This is a genomic window from Streptomyces sp. NBC_01775 (assembly GCF_035917675.1).
In the GTDB taxonomy this organism is placed as follows: domain Bacteria; phylum Actinomycetota; class Actinomycetes; order Streptomycetales; family Streptomycetaceae; genus Streptomyces.
Genome location: NZ_CP109104.1, coordinates 4,159,372 through 4,174,218 on the forward strand (window position 1 = coordinate 4,159,372; position 14,847 = coordinate 4,174,218).

The 14,847-nt window shown below is 71.9% G+C and carries 14 protein-coding genes; 7 read left to right on the forward strand and 7 right to left on the reverse strand.

Annotated elements, in window-relative coordinates:
• Nucleotides 1-55: 55 nt before the first annotated feature.
• The gene (locus OHB04_RS18490) at nucleotides 56-1,213 is read right to left on the reverse strand and encodes an NADH-quinone oxidoreductase subunit D (RefSeq protein WP_326688802.1); all 1,158 of its coding nucleotides are present in this window, start codon (nucleotides 1,211-1,213) and stop codon (nucleotides 56-58) included.
• 69 nt (nucleotides 1,214-1,282) lie between these two features.
• Here OHB04_RS18490 and OHB04_RS18495 point away from each other — a divergent pair, with 69 nt between their 5' ends.
• From OHB04_RS18495 to OHB04_RS18525, 7 genes are all read left to right on the forward strand, one after another.
• The gene (locus tag OHB04_RS18495) at nucleotides 1,283-1,891 is read left to right on the forward strand and encodes a PH domain-containing protein (protein WP_326688803.1); all 609 of its coding nucleotides are present in this window, start codon (nucleotides 1,283-1,285) and stop codon (nucleotides 1,889-1,891) included.
• Nucleotides 1,888-3,387, forward strand: a complete 1,500-nt coding sequence (locus OHB04_RS18500) for a PH domain-containing protein (protein WP_442814872.1) — start codon at nucleotides 1,888-1,890, stop codon at nucleotides 3,385-3,387. Before OHB04_RS18495 ends, OHB04_RS18500 begins: the two co-directional genes overlap by 4 nt.
• A 117-nt stretch (nucleotides 3,388-3,504) precedes the next feature.
• A complete protein-coding gene (gene folP, locus OHB04_RS18505; RefSeq protein ID WP_326807831.1) occupies nucleotides 3,505-4,473 on the forward strand; it encodes a dihydropteroate synthase in 969 nt (322 codons plus the stop codon).
• A complete protein-coding gene (locus OHB04_RS18510) occupies nucleotides 4,470-5,006 on the forward strand; it encodes a nuclear transport factor 2 family protein (protein WP_326688805.1) in 537 nt (178 codons plus the stop codon). The genes folP and OHB04_RS18510 overlap by 4 nt, the downstream gene beginning before the upstream one ends.
• Before the next feature lie 302 nt (nucleotides 5,007-5,308).
• Nucleotides 5,309-5,668, forward strand: a complete 360-nt coding sequence (gene folB, locus OHB04_RS18515; protein WP_326688806.1) for a dihydroneopterin aldolase — start codon at nucleotides 5,309-5,311, stop codon at nucleotides 5,666-5,668.
• Nucleotides 5,665-6,261, forward strand: a complete 597-nt coding sequence (gene folK / locus OHB04_RS18520; RefSeq protein ID WP_326688807.1) for a 2-amino-4-hydroxy-6-hydroxymethyldihydropteridine diphosphokinase — start codon at nucleotides 5,665-5,667, stop codon at nucleotides 6,259-6,261. The genes folB and folK overlap by 4 nt, the downstream gene beginning before the upstream one ends.
• A gap of 70 nt (nucleotides 6,262-6,331) precedes the next feature.
• Entirely contained in the window at nucleotides 6,332-6,820 is a 489-nt protein-coding gene (locus OHB04_RS18525; RefSeq protein ID WP_326688808.1) for a DUF3180 domain-containing protein, read from the forward strand.
• 116 nt (nucleotides 6,821-6,936) lie between these two features.
• On the opposite strand, the gene folE is transcribed toward OHB04_RS18525, so the two are convergent.
• The 6 genes from folE to dacB all read right to left on the reverse strand — a co-directional run bounded on the left by folE (nucleotide 6,937) and on the right by dacB (nucleotide 14,839).
• Nucleotides 6,937-7,539, reverse strand: coding sequence for a GTP cyclohydrolase I FolE (folE, locus tag OHB04_RS18530; RefSeq protein ID WP_326688809.1), 603 nt, complete (start codon nucleotides 7,537-7,539; stop codon nucleotides 6,937-6,939).
• 120 nt (nucleotides 7,540-7,659) lie between these two features.
• The gene (gene ftsH / locus OHB04_RS18535; RefSeq protein WP_326688810.1) at nucleotides 7,660-9,678 is read right to left on the reverse strand and encodes an ATP-dependent zinc metalloprotease FtsH; all 2,019 of its coding nucleotides are present in this window, start codon (nucleotides 9,676-9,678) and stop codon (nucleotides 7,660-7,662) included.
• Nucleotides 9,679-9,896: 218 nt separating this feature from the next.
• Nucleotides 9,897-10,436 (reverse strand): hypoxanthine phosphoribosyltransferase, encoded by a 540-nt coding sequence (gene hpt / locus OHB04_RS18540; RefSeq protein WP_326688811.1) that lies wholly within the window; start codon nucleotides 10,434-10,436, stop codon nucleotides 9,897-9,899.
• A gap of 100 nt (nucleotides 10,437-10,536) precedes the next feature.
• Nucleotides 10,537-11,739 carry a tRNA lysidine(34) synthetase TilS gene (gene tilS / locus OHB04_RS18545; protein ID WP_326807832.1) on the reverse strand — a complete coding sequence of 401 codons (1,203 nt, stop codon included), beginning with the start codon at nucleotides 11,737-11,739 and terminating at the stop codon, nucleotides 10,537-10,539.
• A 219-nt stretch (nucleotides 11,740-11,958) separates the two neighbouring features.
• A complete protein-coding gene (locus OHB04_RS18550; protein WP_326688813.1) occupies nucleotides 11,959-13,116 on the reverse strand; it encodes a zinc-dependent metalloprotease in 1,158 nt (385 codons plus the stop codon).
• A 103-nt stretch (nucleotides 13,117-13,219) separates the two neighbouring features.
• Complete coding sequence (gene dacB, locus OHB04_RS18555) at nucleotides 13,220-14,839, reverse strand: D-alanyl-D-alanine carboxypeptidase/D-alanyl-D-alanine endopeptidase (RefSeq protein ID WP_326688814.1); 1,620 nt, start codon at nucleotides 14,837-14,839, stop codon at nucleotides 13,220-13,222.
• Between the last annotated feature and the right edge of the window lie 8 nt (nucleotides 14,840-14,847).

Here is a 14,847-nt window from a genome sequence, read left to right on the forward strand (position 1 = left end):
GCCGCTCACAGGGCTCGACGGGTGGGCCCCGGGCCCACCGCGCCCGCGAAGCGGCCTACTTGTCGACGTCACCGACCACGAAGAAGAACGAGCCCAGGATCGCCACCATGTCCGCGACCAGCGTGCCGGGCAGCAGTTGGGAGAGCGCCTGGATGTTGTTGAACGACGCCGAGCGCAGCTTGAGCCGGTAGGGCGTCTTCTCGCCCTTGGAGACCAGGTAGTAGCCGTTGAGCCCGAGCGGGTTCTCCGTCCAGGCGTAGGTGGCGCCCTCCGGGGCCTTCAGGACCTTCGGCAGCCGCTGGTTGACGGGGCCCGGCGGCAGCTCGGCCAGCCGGTCGAGGCAGGCGTCGGCCAGGTCGAGGGAGTTGTGCACCTGGTCGAGCAGCACCTCGAAGCGCGCCAGACAGTCGCCCTCCTGGCGCGTGATCACCTTCAGGGTGTCCTGGAGCTGCCCGTAGGCCAGGTACGGCTCGTCGCGTCGCAGGTCGAAGTCGACGCCGGAGGCTCGCGCGAGGGGCCCGCTGACGCCGTAGGCGTGCACCAGTTCGGGGCTGAGCACACCGACGCCGCGCGTCCTGGCCCGGAAGATCTCGTTGCCGAGCACCAGCTTGTCGAAAGAGTCCATCCGGCCGCGCACCGCGTCCACAGCGCGCCGGGCCCGGTCGCGCCACCCGGCGGGCAGGTCGTCCTTGAGGCCGCCGACGCGGTTGAACATGTAGTGCATCCGACCGCCGGAGACCTCCTCCATCACGTTCTGGAGCTCCTCGCGCTCCCGGAAGGAGTAGAAGACCGGCGTGATACCGCCCAGCTCCAGCGGATAGGAACCCAGGAACATCAGGTGGTTGAGCACCCGGTTCAGCTCGGCCAGCAGCGTGCGCGTCCACACCGCGCGCTCCGGCACCTCCATGCCGAGCATCCGCTCGACGCCGAGGACCACGCCCAGCTCGTTGGAGAACGCCGACAGCCAGTCGTGACGGTTGGCCAGCACGATGATCTGGCGGTAGTCGCGCGCCTCGAAGAGCTTCTCCGCTCCCCGGTGCATGTAGCCGACGACCGGCTCCGCCGCCTCGATCCGCTCGCCGTCCAGGACCAGCCGCAGCCGCAGCACGCCGTGCGTGGACGGGTGCTGCGGGCCGATGTTGAGCACCATGTCGGTGCTCTCCGCCGCACCGCCGATACCGACCGTCGTGGCGGAGGTCTCCGTCTGAGTCATGAAACTCAGTCTGTCAGCTTCCTTCTTCAGGTGGACCAGGTCCCTTGCGGGCGCTCTTAGGCTGAACCTATGACCAGGGGAACACCTCCCGATGCCCGCAGCGGCCAGAACGACGGCACGGACGGCATCCCTGACGACAACCCGGACGAGGTCCCGGAGGGGGCCCCGGACGACGGGAGCGCCGAGAGCCGGCCGGGCACCGAGAGCCGGCCGGGCACCGAGAGCTGGCGGGGCGTCGAGAGAGCGCTGCTGCCCATGCGCAGGCTCGTACTGCTGTGCTGGCTGCTGCCCTCGGCGCTCGCGCTCGGTGTGGTGCCGGCGCTCTTTGTGGAGCCGGTGTGGGCGCTGTTCGCACTGGTCCCGCTCGCCCTGGCGGCCTGGAGCTGGGGAGCGCTGGGCCGTAACTGGCACTCGTGGCGGTACGCGGAGCGCGCCGATGACCTGCTCATCTCGCGCGGTGTGCTGCGGCGCGAGGTGACGGTGGTGCCCTACGGACGGATGCAGCTCGTCGAGGTCACCTCGGGACCGATGGAGCGGCGCTACGGTCTGGCCACGCTCCAGCTGCACACCGCCGCCGCCACCACGGACGCCTCCATCCCGGGCCTGTCCCCGGCCGAGGCCGAGCGCCTCCGCGACCGGCTGACCGAGCTGGGCGAGGCCCGTTCGGCGGGGCTGTGAGGCCCGACCGGGGTGCCGGGATCCCGGCACCCGGCAAGGCAGAGGCAGAGGCCAAGACCGAGACCGAGGCCAGGACCAAGGCCGACGCCAGGACCGGGCTGGAGACAGAAGCCGGGACAACGGCCGGAGCAGAGGCCGGGAAAGGGAAAGAGCCGAACCCCACCGGCCCGCGCTTCCTGCCCCGCCGCCCCGAGGGCAACAGGCTGCACCCCATCACGCCCTGGCGCCGCGCCTGGGCGCCGCTCGCCGCGCTGCTCGCCTTCGCCGGGCACGACTTCGAGCGCGCCCGCGAGTGGTCCGAGCACCTGACCGCCGGGTGGGTGGCGCTGGGGCTGGCCGTGCTGCTGCCGCTGGCCGCCGCCTACGGCTTCCTCTCCTGGTGGTGCACCAGCTATCTGGTCACCGACACCGAACTGCGCATCCACACCGGGCTGCTCTTCCGCCGCGCCGCCCACATCCGGCTCGACCGCATCCAGGCCGTGGACATCTCCCGTCCGCTGCTCGCCCGGGTCGTGGGCGTCGCCAAGCTGAAGCTGGACGTCGTGGGCACCGAGTCCAAGGACGAGCTGGCCTTCCTCGGCGAGAAGGACGCCGTCGCCCTGCGCGCCGAACTCCTCGCCCGCGCCGCCGGCATCGCGCCCGAGGCCGCACCCGAGGCGGGCGAGGCACCCTCGCGCGCCCTGCTGCGCCTCCGGCCGCGCACCCTGATCGTCAGCGTGCTGATGACGGGCAGGATGTGGGCCCTGCTGGCCGCGCTCCTCATCGTCCCGGTGGGCGTCTACTTCGGCGCCGACAGCGTGTGGCCCGCGCTGGCCTCGCTGATCCCGCTCGCCGGCGGCTTCTGGACCACCGGCGCGGGGCGCGTGGTGCGCGAGTGGGACTGGACGGTCGCCGAGTCCCCCGACGGCCTCCGCCTCGACTCCGGGCTCCTGGACCGGCAGCACGCCACCGTGCCGCCCGGCCGGGTCCAGGCCGTGCGCATCGTCGAGCCGCTGCTGTGGCGGCGGCGGGGCTGGGTGCGGGTCGAGCTGCGGATCGCCGGCGCGGGCAAGGACGAGAAACACGGCGGCCTGCTCCTGCCCGTGGCCGGGTGGGACGAGGCCGCCGCCGTGCTCCCCCGGGTGCTGCCCGGCGTCGGCCTGGACGAGGCCGTCGCCTCCGCCGTGCACGCGCCGCGCCGCGCGCGCTGGTGCGCTCCCGTGGTGCGCCGGGGGTACGCGCACGGGGTGACGCCGAGCGTCTTCGTCACCCGCGAGGGGCTCTTGAAGCGCAGCACCACGCTGGTGCCGCACGCCAAGGTGCAGAGCGTACGGCTGACCCAGGGCCCCTGGGAGCGGCGGCGCGGCCTGGCCGACGTGTACGTCGACCACGGCGCGAACGAGGAGGTGTGCGCCCGGCTGCGCGACGCGGACGAGGCGCACGCCCTGGTACACGCCCAGGCGGAGCGCTCCCGTACGGGCCGCCGCACCGCCCGCCCCGACCGCTGGCTGACGTGACGCACCGGCTGACCCGATGGCGCGCGCGTGTCCGCGTCGGCTGACCCGACGGCGCGCGGGCCCGAGCCGGGCACGCCCCCGACCGCCCCTTTCGCCTGGTACCCCTACCCTGGGCGCATGAGTGCGAGGACGCGTGGCCGAGTGGACGGGCTCCCCGAGTGGGACCGTTGCGCCGTGATGGGTGTGGTGAACGTGACACCCGACTCGTTCTCGGACGGGGGGCGCTGGTTCGACACCGAGGGCGCGGTCAAGCACGGGCTCGACCTGGTGGCGCAGGGTGCCGACCTGGTCGATGTGGGTGGCGAGTCCACCCGCCCGGGAGCCGCCCGGGTGAGCGAGGCGGAGGAACTGCGCCGCGTCCTGCCCGTCGTCCGTGGCCTGGCCGAGGAGGGCGCCGTCGTCAGCGTCGACACCATGCGTGCCTCGGTCGCCGAGCGTGCCGTGGCCGCCGGCGCCGTGCTGGTCAACGATGTGAGCGGTGGCCTCGCCGACCCAGAGATGATCCCGGCCGTCGCGGAAGCGGGCGTTCCGTTCGTGGTGATGCACTGGCGCGGCCAGAGCATCGACATGAACAACCGCGCCGTCTACACCGATGTCGTCGGCGAGGTGATCGCCGAACTGAGGGACGCCGTGGACCGCGCCGTCGAGGGCGGCATCGCACCGGCGAGGATCGTGGTCGACCCGGGCCTGGGCTTCGCCAAGCGCGCCGAGCACGACCTGGCGCTCGTAGCAGCCCTCGCCCGCCTGCGCACCGAGCTGTCCCACCCGCTGCTGGTCGCCGCCTCCAGGAAGCGGTTCCTGGGCCGTGTGCTGGCCGACGAGCACGGCACCACTCCTCCCCCCGCACGCGAGCGCGACGCGGCGACAGCGGCCGTCTCAGCCCTCTCGGCGCGCGAGGGCGCCTGGGCCGTACGCGTCCACGAGGTACGGGCCAGCGCCGACGCCGTCCGGGTGGCCCACGCCATCGAAACGGCGGCCCCCTCCCCCGGCTCCCCGGCCTCCGGCACCCAGGCTCCCGGCTCCCCCGGCTCCCGGACCCCCCGCACCGAAGACCCCGGCACCAAGGACACAGAGGCACCCAGGTGAGCAGCGCCCGTACGGACATCGAGGCGGTCGAGGCCGCCAACACCGCGCTGTACGAGGCGGTCGAGCAGGGCGACCTGGAGGCGCTCTCCCAGCTGTGGCTGGAGGAGGGCGAGGCCGGAGAGGGCGCCGGGGCCGACGGCGCCGAGGGCAACGGCGGCGTCAGCGTCGTCCACCCGGGCTGGCCGGTGCTCACCGGCCGTGGCGAGGTGCTGCGCTCGTACGCGCTGATCATGGCGAACACCGAGTACGTCCAGTTCTTCCTCACCGACACGGAGATCTCCGTCCTGGGCGACACCGCGCTGGTGAGCTGCACGGAGAACATCCTCAGCGGCGGCCCGGCCGAGGAGGACGGCTCCGCGGGCCCGCTGGTGGGCGGCCTCGTCGTGGCCACGAACGTCTTCCGCCGCACCGGCGAGGACGAGTGGAAGCTGTGGTCGCACCACGGCTCGCCCGTACTGGTGGAACGGGACGAGGACGACGACGAGGACGGCGAGGACGAAACCGACCTCGGCCAGGGCGACATCGACATCTAAGGCGCCAGGGACATAACCGTCACCTGAGACATCCCGCACCGCTCCAGCGCGACAACCTCACTCGTTGGTGGCATGTGGCGCGGAATGCGCGAGTGGCGGCCGGTGCTGTGGGGTATGCGGCGGCGCGAGCCGCCGAACGGCGGACCCGGACAGGCCCTTCCAGGGCTGTCCGTGCTCCTGCCGGGCGACGGAAGGGTTCCCTCGCGGGCCCCTCGGCCGAAAGGCCGTGTGCTCGCAGGTAGATTCGATTCGGTGGCGCGACCAGCGGCGCCGTGTCCGTACGACCGACGGGAGTGACGCATATGGACCGCGTCGCACTGCGCGGCCTCAAGGCGCGTGGGCATCACGGGGTGTTCGCCAGGGAACGCGAAGAGGGACAGACCTTCGTCGTCGACCTGGACATGGGCCTCGACACCCGTCCGGCGGCCGACGGCGACGATCTGGCCAAGACCGTGCACTACGGCATCGTGGCGGAGGAGACCGTCGCGGTCGTCGAGGGCGAGCCGGTCGACCTGATCGAGACGCTCGCCCAGCGGATCGCGGACAGCTGTCTGCGGCACGAGGCCGTACGAGAGGTCGAGGTGGTCGTCCACAAGCCCGACGCCCCGATCACCGTGCCCTTCGAAGACGTGACCATCACTATCAAGCGGAGCCGCGCATGACGCCGAACAGTGACCCGACCGTACAGCCGGTGCCCGCCTCGGTGGTGCAGCAGGTGGATGCGGCGGACGCGACCCTGCACAACCCCAAGCGCGCCGTCATCTCCCTCGGCAGCAACCTCGGGAACCGGCTGGAATCCCTCCAGAGCGCGATCGACGCCCTCGCCGACACCCCGGGGCTGAGGGTCAAGGCCGTCTCGCCGGTCTACGAGACCGAGCCGTGGGGGGTGGATCCGGACAGCCAGCCCAGCTATTTCAACGCGGTCGTGGTCGTCAAGACGACCCTGCCCCCCGGCTCGCTCCTGGAGCGCGGCCACGCCATCGAGGAGGCGCTGGAACGCGTCAGGGACGAGCGCTGGGGCCCCCGCCCCATCGACGTGGACATCGTCGCCTACCAGGGCGTCGTCTCGGACGACCCGAAGCTCACCCTCCCCCACCCGCGGGCCCACGAGCGGGCCTTCGTCCTGGTGCCCTGGCGCGATGTGGACCCGGCCGCCGAGGTGCCGGGGCACGGCCCCGTCGACCAGCTGCTCGCCTCGCTCGGCACGGAGGGCGTCGCCGCGCGCCCGGACCTGGAACTCAGCCTGCCCGCGTAAGCGTTGGGTGCCCCGTGCCGCTTTTTTCCGGGGGCTGCCCCGGACCACCGCCCCCGCGAGGTGAAGCTCTGTGAAAGAACTCCGTATCCGCACCCTGGCGGCCCTCTTCGTGGTCGCCGGGGTGCTCTCGTGGGGCGGAGCGAGACTCTGGGACTCGCTCGGCACCCTGCCGAGCGTCCCGGTCGCGGCCCCGATCGTGCTGGGCGCGATCGCCGCGGTGCTCCTGGCCACGGCGCTGTCGCTGCGCTCCCGCCTGAAGGCGCAGCGGGAGCGGGCGCCGGGCGCTAAGGGGGTCGACCCCATGATGGCGGCCCGCGCCCTCCTGTTCGGCCAGGCCAGCGCCCTGGTGGCCGCCCTGGTCTCGGGCATGTACGGCGGTACGGGCGTGTTCCTGCTGATCGAACGCTCCGACGTCCCCGCCAGAAGCGACCAGGCGCTCTACGCCGGCCTCGCTGTGGCGGCGGGTATCGCCGTCATAGCGGCTGCGGTCTTCCTGGAGCGCGTATGCCGCCTGCCCGACGACGAGGACGACGACGCCCCTCCGGCGGCGCGAGCGTAGAGCGCGGCCAGGCGGCCCCGCTGAAGCCGCGCCCCGAAGGGGCGCGGGGAACTGCGCGGCCAGCCACAACGGGGCCGCAGCCGAACGACGGCCTCTCGGCCCTTCCGGCGGAGCGCTCAGCGCAGGATGAGGCTCATGGCCTCGGAGCGGGTGGCCGCGTCCCGCAGCTGGCCGCGCACCGCTGAGGTGACGGTCTTGGCGCCGGGCTTGCGGATGCCCCGCATGGACATGCACATGTGCTCGCACTCGATGACGACGATAACGCCGCGCGGCTCCAGTATCCGCATCAGCGAGTCGGCGACCTGCGTGGTCAGCCGCTCCTGGACCTGCGGACGGCGGGCGTAGACGTCGACGAGCCGGGCCAGCTTGGACAGCCCGGTGATCTTGCCCGAGACCGCCGGGATGTAGCCGACGTGGGCCACACCGTGGAACGGGACCAGATGATGTTCACAGGTCGAGTAGACCTCGATGTCCTTGACCAGCACCATCTCGTCGTGGCCCAGATCGAAGGTCGTGGTCAGCACATCCTCGGGCTGCTGGCGAAGGCCCCCGAAGATCTCCTTGTACGAGCGGGCAACCCGCGACGGGGTCTCCAGGAGACCCTCCCGGTCCGGGTCCTCACCGACAGCGATCAGGAGTTCCCGCACCGCGTTCTCGGCCCGCTTCTCGTCGAACTCGCCTATCGGGCTCGCACCCTCCAGGGTCACCGGGTCGGTCATGTGGGTCCCTCGTTCCTCGTACGTAAGCAGCGGAAAGCCGCGCCCCTCAGAGGCTAGAACCTGAGGGACGCGGCTGACATTCCGGGGGTGCTGCCCGGCCCGCTGTGATACGGGTGACGGCTATCCGTTGTCGGGATCCGCCGGCTCGATGATGGCGTCCGAGTCGCGGGGGCCGATCTCCTTGCCCAGCGACGGCGTGGAGCCGTTCGTCAGGGCGGCCGGCGGCGCCGAGACCGGCGGCCGGGTGGAGGGGGTCCGGCGCGAGGAGCCGGTCCAGGCGGGCCTGGCGGGACGCTTCACGATGGAGTTGAAGACCTCGGCGATCTCCTCCTTGTTCAGCGTCTCCTTCTCCAGCAGGGCCAGGACGAGGTTGTCGAGGACGTCGCGGTTCTCCACCAGGATTTCCCAGGCTTCGTTGTGCGCCGTCTCGATCAGCTTCTTGACCTCCTCGTCCACCAGCCCGGCGACCTCCTCGGAGTAGTCGCGCTGGTGGCCCATCTCCTTGCCCAGGAAGGGCTCGGACTGGTCGGAGCCGAACTTGATCGCCCCGAGCCGCTCGGTCATGCCGTACTGCGTGACCATCGCGCGGGCGGTGGCCGTCGCCTTCTCGATGTCGTTGGCCGCGCCCGTGGTCGGGTCGTGGAAGACCAGCTCCTCGGCCGCCCGGCCGCCCATCATGTAGGCGAGCTGGTCGAGCATCTCGTTTCTGGTCGTGGAGTACTTGTCCTCGTCGGGCAGCACCATGGTGTAGCCCAGCGCACGACCTCTCGACAAGATTGTGATCTTGTGAACGGGGTCGGAGTTCGGTGAAGCCGCCGCGACCAGGGCGTGTCCGCCCTCGTGGTACGCGGTGATCTTCTTCTCCTTGTCGCTCATGATCCGGGTCCGCTTCTGCGGGCCCGCCACGACGCGGTCGATCGCCTCGTCCAGATACTTGTTGTCGATCAGCTTCGCGTCACTGCGCGCGGTGAGCAGCGCGGCCTCGTTGAGGACGTTGCTCAGGTCCGCGCCCGTGAAGCCGGGGGTGCGGCGCGCCACGGCGCTCAGGTCCACGTCGGGCGCCATCGGCTTGCCCTTCTGGTGGACCTTGAGGACCTCCAGACGGCCCTGCATGTCGGGGCGGTCGACCGCGATCTGGCGGTCGAAGCGGCCCGGACGCAGCAGCGCCGGGTCCAGGATGTCCGGCCGGTTGGTGGCGGCGATCAGGATGACGCCACCCTTCACATCGAAGCCGTCCATCTCGACCAGCAGCTGGTTGAGCGTCTGCTCGCGCTCGTCGTGACCGCCGCCCATGCCGGCGCCGCGGTGGCGGCCGACGGCGTCGATCTCGTCGACGAAGACGATCGCCGGGGCGTTCGCCTTGGCCTGCTCGAACAGGTCGCGCACCCGGGAGGCACCCACACCCACGAACATCTCGACGAAGTCGGACCCGGAGATCGAGTAGAACGGGACGCCCGCCTCGCCCGCGACCGCGCGGGCCAGCAGGGTCTTACCGGTGCCGGGCGGGCCGTAGAGCAGCACACCCTTGGGAATCTTGGCACCGACGGCCTGGAACTTCGCCGGCTCCTGGAGGAACTCCTTGATCTCGTGGAGCTCCTCGACGGCCTCGTCGGAGCCCGCCACATCGGAGAAGGTCGTCTTCGGGGTGTCCTTGGTGATGAGCTTGGCCTTGGACTTCCCGAAGTTCATGACCCGGGAGCCGCCGCCCTGCATCTGATTCATCAGGAACAGGAAGACGACGATGATCAGGACGAACGGCAGCAGGGAGAGCAGCATCCCGACGAACGGGTTCTGCTTCTGCGGTGCGACCGTGTAGCCCTTGGGGATCTCCTTCTGGTCGTACTTCTGCTGAAGTTCCTTGGCGATGTCGACGCCCTGGTCGTCGATGTAGCTCGCCTTGATCTTGTCGCTGTCCTCGACCTTGGCGCCGTCCTTGAGCTCCAGCTTGACGATTCGCTCGTCGTCCGTGGTGAGCTCAGCGGACTTCACCTTGTCTTGTCGGATCGCCTGTACGACCTGGCCGGTGTCCACCGTCTTGAAGCCGCCGGACGAGCCGACGACCTGCATCAACACGACCACGGCAAGGACGGCCAGCACGATCCACATGACCGGCCCGCGGAAGTATCGCTTCACGTCCATCCATACGGAGCGCGTGCGCCCCGTCCCTCCTGCCACAGTGAGTTGAAAAGCCTGACCTTCGGACGGTACCCCAGCATTGTCACCCGGCGCCGCCGAGGACGGTTAACCACACCGCCCTCCGAAGCTCCAACGAGGGGCCCCGGCCCAGTGTTCCCGGCCCGCAAGCACGTACGGACCGTTGCGCCGACCGGTTCGGTGAACGCGGTGCGCCGGATGGCTCAGCCGCCGTACACGTGCGGCGCCAGCGTGCCCACAAAGGGCAGGTTGCGGTACCGCTCGCGGTAGTCGAGCCCGTAGCCGACCACGAACTCGTTGGGGATGTCGAAGCCCACCCATTTCACGTCGATCGCCACCTTGGCGGCGTCCGGCTTGCGCAGCAGCGTGCACACGTTCAAGGAGGCGGGCTCGCGCGAACCCAGGTTGGACAGCAGCCACGACAGGGTCAGCCCCGAGTCGATGATGTCCTCGACGATCAGCACGTGCTTGCCCTGGATGTCGGTGTCCAGGTCCTTGAGGATGCGCACCACCCCGGAGGACTGGGTGCCGGCGCCGTAGGAGGACACCGCCATCCAGTCCATCGTCACCGGGCTCGACAGCGCCCGCGCCAGATCGGCCATGACCATGACGGCGCCCTTGAGGACCCCGACGAGCAACAGGTCCTTGCCCTCGTATTCAGCGTCGATCTTCGCGGCCAGCTCGGCCAGCTTCGCGTCGATCTCTTCCTTGCCGACCAGCACCGACTGAAGGTCGGTGCCCATGTCTTTCTCGTCCACCCGTGCCGCTCTCGCTCTGTCGAGGTCTCAGCCCCACCGGGGAGGCCGGCCGGCCGTCGTGCGACGGGCCGCCGGCCGGCGCCGGTCAGTGCCGGTCGTTCGGTGAGCCATGCCGGATGACCAGTCTGCCACCCTGCCGGCTGGCCTCCACACGCCCGGGCAGGTTGAGGGCCCGCTGACCGCGCCAGGCGGTGATCAGCCGGTCCATCTCCTCGATGTGCCGGGCGAACAGGGATCCGGCCGGGGCGCCCGCCTCGATCGCCGCCCGCCGCAGCACCCGCCGCCGCACGGCGGGCGGCAGCGCGTACAGCCGTGCGGTGTCAAGCTCCCTGCGCAGACCGGGTACGGCGCCCTGGGCCCCGGGGCCGCCGGGGCTCTCGGGGTCCTCCGTGTGCAGCACCGTGCGCTCGGCGTCCTCCGTCCAGGCGTCCAGCGCGTCCGCGTCGTCACGGGAGAGCTGTGCGGTGCGGGCGAGGGCCTCGACGACGCCCTTGCCGAGGGCCTTCTCCAGCGCGGGCAGCGCCTCGTGCCGCACGCGGGAGCGGGTGTAGGCGGGGTCGGCGTTGTGCGGGTCGTCCCAGACGGGGAGCGACTGGACCATGCACGCCTTGCGGGTGGATTGCCGGTCGACGCCCAGGAAGGGGCGCCGGTAGCGGCCCCGGGGGCCGGAGACCGCCGCCATGCCGGACAGGGAACGGGTGCCCGAGCCGCGTGCGAGGCCGAGCAGCACGGTTTCGGCCTGGTCGTCGCGGGTGTGCCCGAGCAGCACGGCCGCGGCGCCGAGCCGCTCGGCGACCTCGTCGAGCGCGGCGTAGCGGGCATCGCGAGCCGCGGCCTCGGGGCCCGTGTTCGTACGGCCCACGCGTACGGCGACGGACTCGACGGGGGTCAGGCCGAGGTCGGCGAGGCGCTCGGCGACGTCCTGGGCGCGCTCGTCCGAGCCGGGCTGGAGGCCGTGATCGACAGTGACACCTCCGGCGCGCAGCCCGAGGCGGGGGGCTTCGAAGGCGAGCGCGGAGGCGAGCGCCGTGGAGTCCGCGCCGCCCGAGCAGGCGACGAGGACGAGCGGCGCGTCGGAGGGCGCGGCGGCCCGGGCACGGGGGGTGGCCGGGACGGTCGCGGAGGCTTGGACGGGCGCGGAGGCAGGGACGGTCGCGGAGGCGGGGGATTCGGGAGCGGGGAGGGAGAGGGCCGGCTGGGGGGCTGCCGTCACATGTGCGCTGAGCACGTCGTGGAGTGTGCGGCGGACCGCCAGGCGTATCGCGGCGACCGCGGGGTGGGGACCCATGTCCGATTCACTTCCTCGTCAAGTGATCTGCGTCGATGCGGGGGTCCGCAGATCTGCGGGGTTCTGCGGTTCTGCGGGGATGTTGCGGAGAGTTGAAGCTGATCTCATCACGCTGAGTATGTCGATGGTGACAGAGACGAGCCGTATTCCCCGAGCATCGCACGCGTACCCGGCCCTCACGGTCCCTCAGAAGGGTGATTGGCGAGGCTCCCGGTAGCCTCAGTCGGCCTTTCGGTGCACCCTCGCGACCCACTCCGCGGGTTTGGCGATCTCTGCCTTCGTCGGGAGTGTGTTCGGTGACGTCCACACCCGGTTGAAGCCGTCCATGCCGACCTCGTCGACCACGGCGCGCACGAAGCGCTCGCCGTCGCGGTACTGCCGCAGCTTGGCGTCGAGGCCCAGCAGCTTGCGCAGCGCCTGGTCGAGGCGGCCCGCGCCGCTGGCGCGCCGCTGCTGGAACTTCTCGCGGATCTCCGAGACCGAGGGCACGACCTGGGGCCCCACCCCGTCCATGACGTAGTCGGCGTGGCCCTCCAGCAGGGACATCACCGCGGTCAGACGGCCCAGGATCTCGCGCTGCGCCGGGGTCTGGACCAGCTCGATGAGGCTGCCGCGCTCCTCGCGCGCCTCCGTCTCGTTCTCGGCCCCCTCGGCCCCCGCCTCGCCCGGCTTGTTGCCGGTCAGGGTCTGGGCGGCCTCGCGCAGGCGCTCCAGGAGGGTGGAGGGGTCGATGTCGGTCTGCTCCAGGAAGGACTGGATCTCCATCCGGATGTGGTCGCGCAGCCAGGGCACGGCCGTGAACTGGGTGCGGTGCGTCTCCTCGTGCAGGCACACCCACAGCCGGAAGTCGTGCGGTTCCACATCCAGTTCCCGCTCGACGTGCACGATGTTGGGCGCCACCAGCAGCAGCCGCCCGCCGCCCTCGGAGGCACCGGGCAGCTCGCGGGTGGCCGGGGCGAACGTCTCGTACTGGCCCAGGACGCGCGAGGACAGGAACGAGAGCAGCATCCCGACCTCGACGCCGGTGACCTTGCCGCCGACGGTGCCGAGCACCGCGCCGCCGGGCAGCGCCGCGCGCCGCTCCTCGACCTTGCTGAGCAGCGGCGAGAGCAGCTCGCGGAAGCCCGCGACGTTGGCGCGCACCCAGCCGGGCCGGTCCACGACGAGGACGGGGGTGTCCGTGCCCTCGGGGCCGGCCGCGCTCAGGCGGGTGAAGCCGCGCACATGCTCCTCGGACGCCTTGGCGTGCCGCCGCAGTTCGGCGACGATGCCGCGCGCCTCTTCCCTGCTGACTTCGGGCCCCGGCCGCACGAGCCGGGTCGCGGTCGCGACCGCGAGATTCCAGTCGACCATCTCCACACCACCGAGGCTCGTCATTCCTTCACCGTACGTGCAGTGTGCTCCGTACGGGAGGAGACCTGGGTACCACCGCTCCCCTAGGGGCGTCGGGGCCCGGGCCGCTTCCGTGCCGGGTGACGGATCAGCCGGCGGAAGGCGAGTCGCGGCAGCCGCAGTTGGCCAGGGTGGAGGCCAGCCGGTCCAGCGAGGTCTGTGCCGCGTTCGCGTCGACGGTGCCGGTGGTCATGAAGGCGAAGGCCAGCATCCGCCCGTCGGCGTCCACGACGGTGCCGGCCAGAGTGTTCACGCCGGTCAGCGTGCCGGTCTTGGCGCGTACGAGGCCCGCGCCCGGCTCGCCGCGCTCGCCGCCGTAGCGGGCGTCGAGGGTGCCGGTGAACCCGGCGACCGGCAGGCCCGTGATCACCGGCCGAAGCGTGGGCCTGTCCGGGTCGGCGGCGCGGACCAGGAGCTGGGTGAGCAGCGCGGGCGAGACGCGGTCGGCGCGGTTCAGGCCGCTGCCGTCGGCGAACTTGACGCCCTTCAGCGGCAGGCCGAGCCGCTTGAGGGTGCTCTTCACTGCGCGGCCCGCGCCCTCGAAGCTGGCGGGCTCGCCCTTGGCCAGCGCGGTCTGGCGGGCCAGGGCCTCGGCGATGTCGTTGTCGCTGTTGGTGAGCATCCGTTCGACCAGGGCGCCGAGGGTGGCCGACTTGTGGACGGCCAGTGCGCGGGCCGAGCCGGGGGCCTTCCGGGACTCGGCGGTACCCGTCGTCTTCACGCCCTCCTCGCTGAGCCGGTCGGCGAACTCCTGGGCCGCCTGGCCGGCCGGGTCGCCGGTGCGGGCCGCGGGGCCGTGGTCGCTCTTGTCGAGCCTGCCCTCGTTGAGCATCAGCGGGGTGACGAGGGCGAGGTTCTCGTTCGGGCCTATGGGGTGCTGCTCGGTGCCGGTGTAGCGGGTGAGGTCGTAGGCGAGCGTGACCTTGCGCACGCCGCGCTTGCGCAGGGTGTGTGCGGTGTCCTCGGCCAGGTCGGAGAGCGCGCCCTTGGTGAGCGTCGGGTCGCCGCCGCCGACGAGCGTGACGTGGTCGCCCTTGCCGACGACCCGGGTGGCGATGCGGTGGTTCTCGCCCCGCGCGGTCAAGGCGGCGACGGCGGTGGCCAGCTTGACGGTGGAGGCCGGGGCCGCGGTCTCGCCCGAGCCCTGGGCGAACAGCTGCCTGCCGGTGACGGCGTCCACGACGGAGGCGTGCCGTACGGCGCCGAGCGCATCGTCTTCGAGCAGGGGTTCGAGGGTGTCGGCGAGCGCGGAGGCGGTGGGCGGCGGCACCTTGTCGGCCCGCTGGGAGCCGCTCCCGTTCGCGCCGCCGCCTCCCTTGGTACCGCCGGCTCCGGGAAGGGGGCCCGCCTCGGCGAGGACCTGGGGGGCGGTGAGCCCGGTGCGGCCGTCGTGGTCGGTGCCGCTGTCCGGCCGCTGCTCCGCCGCCCAGGTGCGCTCCGCCGTACGCTGGCCCGAGTCCCAGGGTCCCGCCGCGGCCACCGTCGTCAGCGCGACCGCGAGTCCCACGGCGGCGGAACCCGCCGCCAGCTGGATGGTCTGCCGCTGCTGCGGCGCGGCCTCCCGCCACCGCTGCGGGATTCCCCGTATGACCGTATCGGCGGACCGTACCGCCACGCCGGCGCGACGCCGTGCCACGCCTGCGGACCGCGAGGCCGCGCGATACGCCCGGTTCGCGGTGTCTCGCACCTTCGATGCGGTGTCAGGCACCCCGACCA